The following is a 13,527-nucleotide window of genomic DNA, read 5'->3' on the forward strand; positions in this document are numbered from 1 at the left end:
GTCCGGGGCCCGCGCAGGTGGAAGGGGCCCGGGGTGGGCGGAAGGCTGATCGGGGCGGGACTCGCGCTGGTCCTGCTCTCCGGGTGTTCCGCGGGGCCGCCGGGGACCGAGGACGAGGAACCGGAGCCCACCGCGAAGGCGTCGCCCACACCGCAGCCCTCCGTCGCCGCTGCGCCCGACCCCAAGGGCGCCATCACCACCCGCCCCCTCTACACCGAGCAGATCACCGGCGAGGCGTCGGTCACCCTGCACCGGGTGGACGGCGACACGATGGTCGCCCGGATGAAGGTGCGCAACGAGAAGGGCGGCGGGTTCCGGGTGTGGCCGGCGCTCGCCGACCAGTCCGGGCCCATCGACCACTACCCGTGGAACGGGTTCTCCGGTGTCGCGTGGCTCGACCCCGACGGCCGCAGCCTGCACAAGCCCTACTTCCGGCCCGACCGGAGCTGCCTGTGCAGCACCAGCGGCAAGAGCGGCAAGGAGGAGCGCTACCTCGGCGAGGGCGAGGAGATCGACGTCCACGCGGTGCTCGACGCGCCCCCCGAAGACGTCAAGGCCGTGACCCTGGTCACCTCGCTCGCCGAGCCGTTCGTCGACGTGCCGATCTCCGACGGCGCACCCGACGGCGTCGAGTTCGACGACCCCGAGGACGAGCCCGACGCCGAACCGGAGACCGCCGACCTGGAGGCGGTCACCGAGACCCGCGACTCGATGGTGTTCGACAACGCCGACCACTGGGCCGTCAACCTGCCGGCCGACGACCTCTTCTTCCCCAACTCCGCGCGCCTCACCGGGCTGGGCACCCGGACCCTGGAGGACATGGCCAAGCGCATGCGCGAGGAGCGCGTCACCGAGGCCGCCATCGGCGGGCACACCGACGACAGCGACGACGCCAGCGTCAGCGGGCCGCTGTCCACGGCGCAGGCCGAGTCCGTGGAAAAGGCCCTCGGCGAAGGGCTCAAGGGGCGCGTGGCGCTCACGGCGAAGGGCTACGGCAACGGCAACCCCATCGCCGACAACGGCACCGACCCCGGGCGCGAGCGCAACCGCCGGATCACCATCAGCCTCCCCAAGGACCAGGAGCTGCACCCGATGGCGCCGGCCCCGCCCTCGGGGTCGCCATCGCCCGGCGCGAGCCCGTCGCCCGAGCCGCCGGACGCGCCCTCGCCCACCCCCTCGACCCCGCTGTGGAACGGGCCTTCGCCGACCCCGTCGGCCGGCCCCGGCGACCGCCGCGGCAAGGGCCGCCCCGCGGCGGAGTTCGCCGTGACCGGCGCCGCGGCGGCGGGTGAGGAGCCGCGGGTCGACGTCGCCCTCACCGGCCTGCGCGCCGTCAGCGAGCGCAGCGCCCTGCTCGGCTACGAGGTGACCAACCCGGGCGACGAAGAGGTCCTGCTCAACCTCGACAGCGTTTCCGACCAGTGGCGCGCGTTCCGGGCGGGCGCCGCCCACGCGGTGTACCTCGACAGCCCGGGCGACCTGCGGGCCCACCCGGTGCGGGTGCGCAGCGTCGACGACGAGAAGGCCGCGCCGTACTGCCTGTGCAGCTCGACGTCCGGCATCTCCAACGGCACCGACACCCTCGGCCCGGGGCAGACCCGGCGCTTCTACGCGGTGCTGCCCATCGAGCCGGGCGCGAAAGCGGCCTCTGTGAAGATCGGGGTCATGCCCGAGATGAAGGGCGTCCGGATCGACTGACCGCCCGGCCGGGAAGGTGGGGTGTCCGCCCGGGGTGGCGCAGCGCGTTCCGGATCCGTTGCGGGGCCGGGGTCGCGTAGGTTGGGTTCGCACCGATCCAGGAGGTCAGCATGGCCCACACCCACACCGATCCGTTCGGGACGGCCGAACTGCGGCGGCGGGTGCTCGACGGTTGGGCCGACTCCGCCGCGCGCTTCCGCGAGGACGCCAACGCCGAGGAGGACCACGCGCTGGGCGGCTACCGCGACCGCGCCGTCGTGGAGCTGGCCCAGAACGCCGCCGACGCCGCGCGTCGCGCCGGTGTCCCCGGCCGGCTGCTGCTGGCGCTGTACGGCCGCACGCTGACCGCCGCCAACACCGGTGCCCCGCTCACCGCCGCAGGGGTCGAGTCGCTGGCGACCCTGCGCGCCTCCGCCAAGCGCGACCCAGGATCCGGCGCAACCGGCCGCTTCGGTGTCGGGTTCGCCGCGGTCGCCGCCGTCGGCGACGACGTCACCATCGCGTCCGACGCCGGAGCGGTGCGCTGGGACCGCGCCCAGGCGCTCGACCTGGTCCGCGAGGCGCTGGTCGAGCCCGGCCGGGCGCACCCCGACCTCGCGGCGGAACTCCACCGCCGCGACGGGCAGGTCCCCCTGCTGCGGCTGCCGTTCGCCGCGGAGGAGCGCCCCGCTCCCGGCTACGACACCCAGGTCACCGTCGTCCTGCGCGATGAAGCGGTCCGCGCCCGCATGGCCGAGCTCCTCGCCGCGACGGGCGAGGCGCTGCTGCTCGCCCTGCCGGCGCTCGCCGAGGTGCGGATCGACGTCGACGGCACCGTCCGCGACCTCGCCCGCTCCGAGCGGCCCGCGTCCGACCCCCGTACCGGGCGCGAGCACACCGACATCGTCACCACCGTCCGCGGCGCCGCCGGCGACCGCGCCACCCGCTGGCGCACGGCCACCCGCTCCGGGGAGTTCGACCCCGCGCTGCTCGCCGACCGCCCCGTCGAAGAGCGTGGCCGCACGGAGTGGGCGGTCACCTGGGCGGCCCCCGTCGACGACGACGGCGCCCTCGTTCCCCTGCCGCCCGGCGTCGAGCACGTCGTGTACGCCCCGACCCCCAGCGACGAAGGGCTCGCCCTCCCCGCGCTGCTCATCGGGACCTTCCCGCTGGCGCCCGACCGCAGGCGCATCGCACCGGGCCCGGTCACCGACCTGCTGCTCACCGAGGCGGTGGAGTGCTACCGGGCGCTGCTGTGCGCGGTCGAGGCGCGCTCGGCCCTCGACCTGGTGCCGACCGCCATGTCGAGCGGATCGGAGTTCGACGCCCGGTTCCGCGCCGCGCTCGCCGAACCGCTGCTCGACACCCCGTTCCTGGCCACGGCGTCCGGCGACCCCGTCCGGCCGCGCGACGCCCTGCTCGTCGACGGCGGCCCCGCGCTCGTCGGCGTGCTCGCCGACCTGATCCCCGCGGTGCTCCCCGGCGACTGGAACCCGCGGCACCCCGGCCTCGCGCAGGTCCGCGTCCGCCGGCTCGGCCTCGCCGAACTCGCCGACCTGATCGCCGACCTCGACCGGGAGCCGGACTGGTGGGCCGGGCTGTACGCCGCGCTGCGCGAGTCGGCGGGGGCAGGCGCCGACCTCGGCGAACTCGGCGCGCTGCCCGTGCCGCTGCTCGACGGGCGGCTCGTGCGCGGCCCGCGCGGGCTGCTGATGCCCGTCGGCGAGGGGTTCGGCACCGTTGCTGCCGATCCCGGCGACCCCGCCGATCCCGCCGATCCCGCCGACCCGGCCGACTCCGCCGCCCCCGACACGCTCGCCCCGCTGGGGCTGCGCATCGTGCACCCGCGGGCCGCCGACCCGCTGCTGGTCCGGCTCGGCGCGGTCGAGGCGAACGAGCGCGCGCTCCTCACCGACCCGCTGACCCGCGCGGCCGTGCAGAACTCGCTCGACGCCGACGACCCCGACCTCGTCGCCGCGCCCGTCCTCGAACTCGTGTCGGTCTCGGGCACCACCACCGCCGACGCGCCGTGGCTCGCCGAACTCGCGCTGCGCGACGACGACGGCGGGTACTCGCTCGCGGGCGAGCTGCTGGTGCCCGACAGCCCCCTGCGCGAGGTCTTCACCGACGACGCGCCGTTCGGCATCGTGGCGGCCGACCTGGTGGAACGCTACGGCGTCGAGACCCTCGAAGCGGTCGGGGTGCTGCGCTCCTTCACCCTCACCCGGGCCGAGGACCTCGCACTGGGCGCCGGGTTCGCCGAGGACGACGACGACACGGGCGCCGCGTCGCTCGACGGCGCCGCCGAATGGGCCGAGGAGGTCCTCGACCGGCTCGGCGGCGCCGACCTGCCACCGGTCGTCACCGAGTTCGTCGGGGTGCGCGACCTGGAGTTCGTCCGCGAGGACCGCTGGGACCGCGCCATGGAGCTGCTCGCGGCGCCCGGCGTCCGGCGGAGCGTGGTCGAACCGGCCCGGGTCATGCGCGGCGACGGGCGCGGCGCCGTCGACGTCCCGTCCTACACCGCGTGGTGGCTGCGCACCGGCGCCGTCCTGGCGGGGAGCGCGCCGGCCGAACTGCGCACCGAAACCGCCGACCCCGCGCTGAGCGGCCTGTACGACCCGGCGCCCGCGGGGCTCGACCCCGAGCTGGCCCGCGCGCTCGGTGTCCGCGGCTCACTCGACGACCTGATCGCCGACCCCGACGGCCCCGACGACCTGCTCGACCGGCTCGCCGACCCGGAGCGCCACCTCGACCGCGCAGCGCTGCGCCGCATCTGGGCGGCGTTCGGCGGCGTCGACGCCGACCGGGTGGCGCCGCCCGGCCGGGTGCGCGCGGTGCACGGCGGCGCCATCGTGGTCGCCGACGCCGACGACACCGTGGTGGTCGACCGCCCCGACCTCCTCCCGCTCCTCGCCGACCGGCCCGTGGTGCTGGTGCCCGCCGAGGCGGCCGAGGCCGTCGCCGACGTCCTCGACCTCGCGCTCGCCAGCGAGGAGACCGAAGGGCGGGTCGACACCAACGGCGAGGTGCGCTCGGTGCCCGACGAGGTGCGGGTCTTCCTGCCCGACGCGGCGCTCACCTACCTGCACCACGAGGAACTCGCCGTCGACGGTGCCGCGGCGGAGTGGTTCTGGGCCGGCGGCCACGTGCACGCCGCGACGACCGACGGCCTGGCCCGCGGGCTGTGCTGGGCGGCGGGCCAGTGGCAGCGGCGGCACCTGCTCGCCGCGGTGCTGCGCGACCCGCAGACGGCCGCCGAACTGCTCGCCGAGCAGGACCTCGACCCCGTCGGCGGGTAGTCAGCGCGCGACCTGGAAGAACCCTTCGGCGATCAAGCCTCTGAGGTGCGCGGGGATCCGCTCGCGCAGGTCGGCGGGCGACTGCTCGGTGAGTTCGGCGATCGCGTCGACCAGCGGGCCCACCGGCATCGTGCCGTCGCAGACGCTCGCCAGCGCCGCCTCCACCGTCCCCACCTGGGTGACGCGGCGCAGGCCGTCGCGCTGGCGCAGCAGGATCTGCTCGGGGTCGGGCGCGCCGGGCACCCCCACCCGCTCCTCGACGACCCCCGGCGCCAGCGCCACCCGCGCCGACAGCAGCGCCTGGTCGGTGAGCCGGTGCGCGGTCATGGCGCCGTTGACGACGTCGGGCAGGTAGGGGCCGATGGGCTGCTCGATCTCGTGCCGGAGCTCCTCGACCCGGACCGTCGCGTCCTGCGCGGCGTCGTTGCGCAGGCAGATCCAGCCGAAGCCGATGGCCTTGATGCCCTCGCGCTCGAAGTAGTCGAGCCAGGCGTCGTAGCGGTGGGTGTACTCGGGGGTGCCGTGCTCGCAGGAGTCGCGCAGCCACAGTTCGACGTACTCGGCGGGGTCCTGCACGTCGCGCTGCACCACCCACCCCGAGCAGCCGGCCCCGGCGACCCACTCGCCGACCCGGTCGCGCCAGTCCTCCCCGCCGACGTGCAGCCAGTTGGCGAGGAGCTGGCACCAGCCGCCGTCGGTGAGGTGGCCGGGCGCCTGGCGGACGATCTCGGCGCACACGGCGTCGCCCGCGAGGTCGGACTCGCGGTAGGTGTAGTGCGCGGAGTCGGGGGTGATGACGAAGGGCGGGTTCGACACGATCAGGTCGAACCGCTCGTCCTTGACCGGCTCGTACAGCGAGCCCTCGCGGGTCTGCACGGCGGCGTCGAGGCCGGACAGCGCGCAGCTCAGCTCGGTCATGCGCAGCGCGCGCGGGTTGAGGTCGGTGGCGCAGACGGAGCCGGCGCGCTCGGCCAGGTGCAGGGTCTGCACGCCGCACCCCGCGCCGATGTCGAGTGCGCGCTCGAAGGGGCCGTCGACGATGAGGCGCGCCAGGGTCGCCGAGGCGCCCCCGGCGCCGACCACGTGGTCGGCCGACGGGAAGCCGTGCCCGGGCCGCACCGTGGGGTCGGACACGATGTACCCGGGCCGCCCGCCGTCGAGCTCCCAGGGGCCGAGGTGGACGCGTGCGCGGACCTCGCCGCCGCTCACGGCGAGCAGCCCGGCCTCCGCGAGCTCGCCCACCGGCAGGATCGCCCGGGCGGCCCGCTCGGCGACGCCCTCCTGGAGCCACCACAGCCGGAGCAGGACGCCGAGCCGTTCGTCGCCGCCGGTGGCGCGCAGGGCGGGGACGAGCTGTTCGCGGGCGAGCGCCTTGGCCGCGGTGCCGCCGAGCCGGTCGCGTACCCCGGAGACGGTGTAGTCGGCGTCGATCAGGAGCTGCCGCAACCGTTCGGCGAGACGGCGGGGAAACGGGCGATACAAGTCGGACACACGCTCATTATCGGTGCTCGGCGGAGGGGTGCTGCTGGTGGTCAGGTACTGCCGCGCGCGGCGTTCTTCGCCGCCTGGCGCTCCTGGGCCCGTTCGTCGGCTTCGGCGCGCTTGCGCAGCAGGCGGGGGATGTAACGGTACGCGAAGACGCCGAGGCCGATGCCTGTGGCGCAGACCCACATCCACCAGCGGTCGCCCTCGGCGAGCCGGTCGCCCATGGCGATGAGGACGACGAGCGCCACCGCCCACGCGGCGGTGCCGATGCCGGTGGGGATGCGGTAGTCGGCTTCGAGGACCTCGGGGTCGGGCCGGCGGGGTGTGCGCACGGTCCCAGGCTAGGCGATGGACTGCGCGGCAACGGGCGGGCGGGCGGCGCGACACGGCTGAGCGCGGGATCACAGGGCGCGCGGAAGCCCGGTGCTTGTGCGATTCTCCGAACAAACGGCCGGATCGGTGCTCCGGTTCGGAGAAAAGTGCAGTTAGGCTTCCCCCGTAAGCTCCCAGGGACATGTCAGGCGAAACCACGTGAACGCATCAGGATCCGGTAATTCAGGCACGGAGGTCGCCCGGCGGAAGGGCGCCCTCGGCGCGGTCGACACCTACTTCAAGGTGTCCCAGCGCGGCTCCACCTTCGGCAGGGAGGTCAGGGGCGGGCTGGCGATGTTCTTCGCCATGGCCTACATCGTCGTCCTCAACCCGCTGATCCTCGGCAACGCCGTCGACATGAACGACGACCTGGTCGGCGGCGTCGCCGACCCCGGTGTCGCCATCCCCATGGTCGCCGCCGCCACGGCGTTCGTCGCCGGCGTCATGACGATCATGATGGGCGTCGTCGGCCGCTACCCGTTCGGCGTGGCAGCGGGCATGGGCCTGAACGTCGTCGTCGCCGTCACGCTCGCGCCGCAGATGACCTGGGCCGACGCAATGGGCCTCGTGGTACTCGAAGGGCTCATCCTGCTGGTGCTGGTGTTCACCGGTTTCCGCGGCGCCGTGTTCCGCGCCATCCCGCCCGGCCTGAAGACGGCGATCGCCGTCGGCCTCGGCCTGTTCCTCACCTTCGTGGGCTTCGTGAACGCCGGGTTCATCCAGCGCGTGCCCGACGCGGCGGGCAGCACCGTCCCCGTCCAGCTCGGCAGCGGCCACCTGAACGGCTGGCCGATCCTGGTGTTCGTCCTCGGCCTGGTGCTGACCATCGTGCTCATGGTGATGCGGGTCCCCGGCGCGCTGCTGATCGGCATCGTCGCCACGACCCTGGTCGCCATCGCGGTCGAGGCGTTCGCCAAGGTCGGCCCCATGGTCGCGGCGAACGGCGACGTCAACCCGACCGGCTGGTCGCTGAACGCGCCGCGGCTGCCCGGTGCGGTGTCGGACGTCGTGCGGACACCCGACCTGGGCCTGCTCGGCCAGTTCAACCTGTTCGGCAGCCTGGAGCACATCGGCGTCGTCGCGGTCATCCTGCTGGTGTTCACGCTCATCCTGGCGGACTTCTTCGACACGATGGGGACGATGGTGGGCGTCGCCGGCCAGGCCGACCTCTTGGACGAGGACGGCGACCTGCCGGGCGCCCGCTCCGTGCTCGCCGTCGACTCGCTCGCCGCCGCGGCGGGCGGCGCCGCGTCGGCGTCCTCGGCGACCGTCTACGCCGAATCGGCGGCGGCCGCCGGCGAAGGCGCGCGCACCGGGGTCGCCTCGATCGTGGCCGGTGTGATGTTCCTGGTCGCGATGCTGTTCGCGCCGCTGGTCACGGTGGTGCCGTTCGAGGCGGCGACCCCGGTGCTCATCGTCGTGGGCTTTTTGATGATGACCCAGATCTCCAAGATCGACTTCACCGACCTGGGGATCGGCATCCCCGCGTTCCTGACCATCGTGGTCATGCCGTTCACCTACAACATCGCCAACGGCATCGGCGCCGGCTTCATCGCCTACGCCGTGGTGCGCCTGGCGCAGGGTCGGCCGCGCGAGGTGCACCCGCTGATGTGGGTGGTCGCCGCGGCGTTCCTCGTGTACTTCGCCCTCGAACCGGTGCAGCGCCTCCTCGGCGTCTGACCGCCCCGGCCCGCCCATCGACGCGTTACAGTGCCCTGTCCGGGACCGGACAGGGCACTCCGCGTTCCTGCGGTCCGTTGTGACCGCAAATGTGACCGCATCTGTGACCGAGGCCATGGTTTCTCGCGGTGGCTGCCGTGAAATAGCGCGCCGTGCGATATCGTTAGCAAAAGTAATGAGTCATGCTAATGAAGCATCCCGACGTAACCCGACAGACCAGGACCGACGCCGGTCTGGCCGCGGTGCTTCGCGTGGCCGTGGGCAGGCTGGCGCGGAGACTGCGCGCACAGCGCCCCGACGCGTCGCTGTCCCTGGGACAGGGCGCGGTGCTGTTCGCACTCGCCCGCCTGGGGAAGATGACCCCCGGCGCCCTCGCCGAGCACGAGAAGGTGCAGCCGCCGTCGATGACCAGGATCATCGCGGCGCTGGAGGAACGCGGTCTGGTGCACCGGATGAAGCACCCGGACGACAAGCGCCAGCAACTGGTGGAGCTCACGGACGAAGGGCACCGGCTGGTGCGGACCGACCGCAGGCGGCGCGAGGCGTGGCTGACCCAGCGGCTGACGGAGCTCACTCCGGAGGAGAAGGCGACGCTGCGGAAGGCGGCGGAGATCCTGGAGCGGCTGAGCCAGTCTTAGCCGGGCGCGCCGCAGCCGACCCGCCCTCGGCGGAGGAGGCGGCGCCGCCCGGCGCGGCGACGGCCCGGACCACGGCCCCCCGCCCCCGCACCGCCCCGGCCCCCGCAGCAGCACCCCGCCCCGCCGAAGCCCCCGCGGAACCGCCCGCACCCCCCGCGGAACCGTCCGCAGATTCGCCCGAACCGCCCGCAGCACCGCCCGCAGCACCGCCCAAGCCGCGCGGCGGCATGTTCCGCTCCCTGACCGTGCGCAACTACCGGCTCTTCGCCATGGGCCAGGTCGTCTCCAACACCGGCACCTGGATGCAGCGCATCGCCCAGGACTGGCTGGTACTCCAGCTCAGCGGCGGCAGCGGCATGGCGCTCGGCATCACCACCGCCCTCCAGTTCCTGCCGATGCTGCTGTTCGGCCTGTGGGGCGGCACCCTCGTCGACCGCATGGGCAAGCGCCGGCTGCTGATGGCGACCCAGGCGCTCATGGGCGTCCTCGCCATCGGCCTCGGCGCGCTCGTGCTGTCCGGGCACGCCCAGGTGTGGCACGTCTACGTGTTCGCCTTCACCCTCGGCCTGATCACCGTCGTCGACAACCCCGCACGGCAGACCTTCGTCGTCGAGATGGTCGGCCACCGCGACCTGCCCAACGCCATCGCGCTGAACAGCGCGAGCTTCCAACTCGGCCGGGTGACCGGCCCCGCGGTCGCCGGGGTGCTCATCGCCGCCATCGGCAGCGGCCCGGTGTTCCTCGTCAACGCCCTGTCATTCATCGCCGTCCTCGGCGGGCTGTGGCTCATGCGCCCCGGCGAACTGCACGTCACCGCGCCGGTCCCGCGCGCGAAGGGCCAGATCCGCGAAGGGCTGCGCTACATCGCCGGCCGCCGCGACCTCGTCCTGCTCCTCGCGGCGACGGCGTTCCTCCAGATGTTCGGCGCGAACGTGAACAACCAGATCGCGCTGATGACCAACAACGTGTTCACCGCCGGCGCGGCCGCGTTCGGCGTCGCAGCGGCGGCGATCGCCGTCGGCTCCCTCGCCGGCGCGCTGCTCGCGGCGCGCCGCGAACGGCCCCGGCTGCGGGTGGCGCTCGGCGGCGCGTTCGCGTTCGGCGTCCTGGAGGCCACCGCGGCGCTCATGCCCGGATACGTGTCGTTCGTCGGGGTGCTGGTGCCCATGGGCATCGCGTTCCTGACCTTCAACACCGCCATGAACGCCATCTTCCAGACGAGCGTCGACCCGCAGATGCGCGGCAGGGTCATGGGCATGTACATGCTCTGCTTCATGGGCGCGGCCCCCATCGGCGCCCCACTCGTCGGATTCCTCGCCGACGCCTTCGGCCCGCAGGTCAGCCTCGCCACCGGCGGGGTGGTGACCATACTGGTCACCGGCGCGGTCACGCTGCTCCTCGCGCGCAACCTCGGCGTCGCCTTCCGGGTTACACCGCTGCGGCGGCCGTTCCTGCGCGTCGACCGCAGGGAACCGGCGGCGGCCGCGGCCTGACCGCGCCCGCCCGTCCCGCCCGTCCCGGCTCCCCGGCCGGGGCGGGGCGCCGCCGCCCCGCGTGCTGCCATGCTGAGCGCGTGAGACTGTTCGCAGCACTGTTCCCGCCCGACCCGGTCCGCGACCGGATCGGCGCCGCGACCGCGCCCCTGCGCGCCCGGCGCCCCGGCCTGACGTGGGCCCAGCCGCACAAGTGGCACCTCACCCTGCTCTTCCTCGGCGAGGTGCCCGACCCCGCTGTCGCCGCCGTGCGGGAGGGCCTCGCCGCCGAGGCGGCCCGGCACCGCCCGCTGCGCCTCGGGCTGCGCGGCACCGGCTCGTTCCCCGCCGACCCCGGCCGCGCCCGCGTGCTGTGGGCCGATGTCACCGGCGACACCGCGGCCCTCCACGCGCTGGCCGACGGCTTGCGCTCGGCGGTGCGCGCCGCGGGCGTCCCGGTCGAGGACCGCGCCTACACCCCGCACCTGACCCTGGCGCGCAGCACGTCGACCACCGACCTCACGGCCCTGCACGAGGACCTCGCCGGGTTCGCCACCGCCGAGTGGACGGCCGACCGCGTCGAACTCGTGCACAGCCGTCTCGGGGCGCCCCGGTATGCGACCGTCGCCACCTGGCACTTAACCTGAACACGTCGTCCGACGAACAGCGAGGCCCCCGACCATGAGCATGCTCACCAACAACCGCAAGCAGCGCTGGCTGCTCCCGACGGTCCTCGCGGCGATCATCCTGATCGTGGTCCTCGGCACGATCTTCGGCTGACTGCGGCCGGCTGCTGACGACGGCCGACCGCGGCCCGGCTCACGCCGCGGCGCGCAGCCGCCGCACCGCATGGGCGACCAGCGCCGCGTTGTCGGCCGCCTCGCCGCCCTCAGGGGTCTGCAAGGTGTCCTCCAGCCCGATCCGGATGTCGTGCCCCCTGCCGACCGCGGCGTCGAGCACCGGCCAGGCCGTGTCGTCGGTGCCGTGCAGCAGCCGCGGCAGGTCCGGTGCCGACTGGTCGAGCAGCTCCTCGATGCGGTCGGCGTTCGCCACGGCGTCGGCCACGGTGCGCTGCATGGGCTCCAGCAGGACCCGGGCGAACCCGGCCACCAACCCGCTGGCCAGCAGGATGCGGGCCGACTCGACCGTCCACACCCCCGCCTCGACCCCCACCCGGCGGTCGATGAGCAGCCGCGCCACCTCGACCGAACCCGGCTCGTGCAGGTTCACCGTCACCGAGTCGGGCAGGGCGCCCCACCGCTGCACCAGGTCGAAGCGCCGCCACGGGTCCGGCTCCGCCGACAGGGCCGTGGTCACACTGATCGGGACGTCGGGGACGGCCGCGCGGATCCGGTCCAGGACCGGCGCGATGACCTGCGGTTCCAGGGACTCCCTGCCGCGGGCGTCGCGGGGGTGGATGTGCACCGCCGCCGCCCCCGCAGCGACCACCGCCCGGGCGTCGGCGGCGAGCTGGTCGGGGGAGACCGGCAGCGCCGGGTGCGAACCGGGTCGGCGATCACCGTTCAAGCAGGCTTCGATGCGCATGACCATCCCTTTCACCCCGGGGATCGTGATCCCATGAGCGGAGCATGCCCAGTCGGCGGGTGTTGCAAGCCGCCGCCACCGGGTCGTGACCCGGCCGGGACGGCGGAGCCGCGCGGCGCCCGTCGCGCCGGTCGCGCCTGTCGGCCCGCGCGTCCGCGCCGCCGCCCGGCGCGGGTGGCAGGATCGTGCCCATGAGCAGAAGCGCCGCAGCCACCCTGTCCCTGATCCTCGCGGTGCTCCCCGCCGCGCTGGGCGCGGCGGCCGACCAGGGTGAGGGCGTCCCCAAAAGCCCCGACCGGAGCCCCGACCTGCCCAAGGGCTCCGAAGAGGCGTTCCGGCCGGCCGACCCGCGCATCGCCGAGTCCAGCGGGCTCGCGGCGTCGCGCCGCCACAAGGGCGTGTACTGGACGCACAACGACAGCGGCACCTACGGCACCGACATCTTCGCCGTGGACGAGAAGGGGCGGACGGTCGCCACGCTCACCCTCACCGGGCCGGGCGTCGAACTGCGCGACTGGGAGGCCATCTCCGTCGGCGAGGACGACGACGGCGAGCCCGCCATCTACGTCGGCGACATCGGCGACAACTTCGACGGCGGCTGGCCGAACATCCGGGTGTACCGGGTCCCCGAACCCGCCGACTTCGGCACAGAGCAGCTGAGCGCCGAGGCGACCACCTTCACCTTCGAGTACGCCGACGGTGCGCGCAACGCGGAGTCGATGATGATCGACCCGCGCGACAACCGCCTCTACATCGCCAGCAAGGAGATCGGCGGCGGGCTGTACGCGGCACCGGAGAAGCTCTCGGCGGAGGGGACGAACACGCTGGAGCGCATCGGATCCGCCCCGCTGTACGCCACCGACGCGGCGTTCGCGCCCGACGGCTCGCAGTACGCCATCCGCACCTACTGGGGCGCCACGGTGTACGACGCCGGAGCGGGCCTCCCCGGTCGGTCCATCACCCGGTTCGACCTGCCGACACTCGACCAGGGCGAGTCGATGAGCTACACGGCCGACGGCACGGAGCTGCTGGTCGGCAGCGAGGGGGAGCGCAGCCCGGTGTGGCGGGTCCCGATCCCCGAGGACGCGCGCCCGGAGCCGACGACGTCGGCGCGGCCCGAGGCGGGCGGCTCCGAACCGTCGGGCGGCGGCCCGATCCTGATCGCCGGCGGCGCCGGCCTGGCCCTCATCCTCATCCTCGGGATCATCTGGCTGGCCCGCCACTGACCCGACCGGCCGACAGTTGATCCAGTGGGCGATGGAGCGCTCGTGAGCCCGGGCGGAGGCGGAGGTTGCCGTCGCGGGCCCAGGCCGCGACGGCAACCACACCCCCTTCACCCCGGGACGCCAGGGACGT

General features: G+C 74.3%; 10 protein-coding genes. 7 read left to right on the top strand and 3 right to left on the bottom strand.

Features of this window, described 5'->3' with window-relative positions:
* The first annotated feature begins 33 nt into the window (after positions 1 to 33).
* Entirely contained in the window at positions 34 to 1,698 is a 1,665-nt protein-coding gene (locus CLV63_RS34015; protein WP_211301185.1) for an OmpA family protein, read from the top strand.
* Between the two features lie 110 nt (positions 1,699 to 1,808).
* Complete coding sequence (locus tag CLV63_RS06985) at positions 1,809 to 4,979, top strand: sacsin N-terminal ATP-binding-like domain-containing protein (RefSeq protein ID WP_106582047.1); 3,171 nt, start codon at positions 1,809 to 1,811, stop codon at positions 4,977 to 4,979.
* On the opposite strand, the gene CLV63_RS06990 is transcribed toward CLV63_RS06985, so the two are convergent.
* Positions 4,980 to 6,470: a DUF7059 domain-containing protein gene (locus CLV63_RS06990; RefSeq protein WP_106582048.1), complete on the bottom strand. Its 1,491-nt coding sequence runs from the start codon at positions 6,468 to 6,470 to the stop codon at positions 4,980 to 4,982.
* A 41-nt stretch (positions 6,471 to 6,511) separates the two neighbouring features.
* Complete coding sequence (locus tag CLV63_RS06995) at positions 6,512 to 6,796, bottom strand: DUF2530 domain-containing protein (protein WP_106582049.1); 285 nt, start codon at positions 6,794 to 6,796, stop codon at positions 6,512 to 6,514.
* 199 nt (positions 6,797 to 6,995) lie between these two features.
* Between CLV63_RS06995 and CLV63_RS07000 the strand changes: the two genes are divergently transcribed.
* The 4 genes from CLV63_RS07000 to thpR all read left to right on the top strand — a co-directional run bounded on the left by CLV63_RS07000 (position 6,996) and on the right by thpR (position 11,273).
* Positions 6,996 to 8,516 (top strand): NCS2 family permease, encoded by a 1,521-nt coding sequence (locus tag CLV63_RS07000; RefSeq protein WP_106582050.1) that lies wholly within the window; start codon positions 6,996 to 6,998, stop codon positions 8,514 to 8,516.
* 188 nt (positions 8,517 to 8,704) lie between these two features.
* Entirely contained in the window at positions 8,705 to 9,154 is a 450-nt protein-coding gene (locus CLV63_RS07005) for a MarR family winged helix-turn-helix transcriptional regulator (RefSeq protein ID WP_106582051.1), read from the top strand.
* A gap of 227 nt (positions 9,155 to 9,381) precedes the next feature.
* Entirely contained in the window at positions 9,382 to 10,647 is a 1,266-nt protein-coding gene (locus tag CLV63_RS07010; RefSeq protein ID WP_106582052.1) for an MFS transporter, read from the top strand.
* Positions 10,648 to 10,727: 80 nt separating this feature from the next.
* A complete protein-coding gene (gene thpR / locus CLV63_RS07015) occupies positions 10,728 to 11,273 on the top strand; it encodes an RNA 2',3'-cyclic phosphodiesterase (RefSeq protein ID WP_106582053.1) in 546 nt (181 codons plus the stop codon).
* 172 nt (positions 11,274 to 11,445) lie between these two features.
* Here thpR and CLV63_RS07020 read toward each other — a convergent pair whose 3' ends face one another.
* Complete coding sequence (locus CLV63_RS07020) at positions 11,446 to 12,171, bottom strand: 3-keto-5-aminohexanoate cleavage protein (RefSeq protein WP_106582118.1); 726 nt, start codon at positions 12,169 to 12,171, stop codon at positions 11,446 to 11,448.
* Positions 12,172 to 12,362: 191 nt separating this feature from the next.
* On the opposite strand from CLV63_RS07020, the gene CLV63_RS07025 reads away from it, so the two are divergent.
* Positions 12,363 to 13,397 carry a hypothetical protein gene (locus CLV63_RS07025; RefSeq protein WP_170134162.1) on the top strand — a complete coding sequence of 345 codons (1,035 nt, stop codon included), beginning with the start codon at positions 12,363 to 12,365 and terminating at the stop codon, positions 13,395 to 13,397.
* Positions 13,398 to 13,527: the final 130 nt, after the last annotated feature.

It is taken from the genome of Murinocardiopsis flavida (assembly GCF_003014485.1).
Classification (GTDB): Bacteria; Actinomycetota; Actinomycetes; order Streptosporangiales; family Streptosporangiaceae; genus Murinocardiopsis; species Murinocardiopsis flavida.

Excerpts from the sequence above, each read along its gene's own strand:
- CLV63_RS07010 (WP_106582052.1), top strand. The coding sequence starts at position 9,382 with ATGTTCCGCTCCCTGACCGTGCGCAACTACCGGCTCTTCGCCATGGGC.
- CLV63_RS07025 (WP_170134162.1), top strand. The coding sequence starts at position 12,363 with ATGAGCAGAAGCGCCGCAGCCACCCTGTCCCTGATCCTCGCGGTGCTC.
- CLV63_RS06985 (WP_106582047.1), top strand. The coding sequence starts at position 1,809 with ATGGCCCACACCCACACCGATCCGTTCGGGACGGCCGAACTGCGGCGG.
- CLV63_RS07020 (WP_106582118.1), bottom strand. The coding sequence starts at position 12,171 with ATGCGCATCGAAGCCTGCTTGAACGGTGATCGCCGACCCGGTTCGCAC.
- CLV63_RS07005 (WP_106582051.1), top strand. The coding sequence starts at position 8,705 with ATGAAGCATCCCGACGTAACCCGACAGACCAGGACCGACGCCGGTCTG.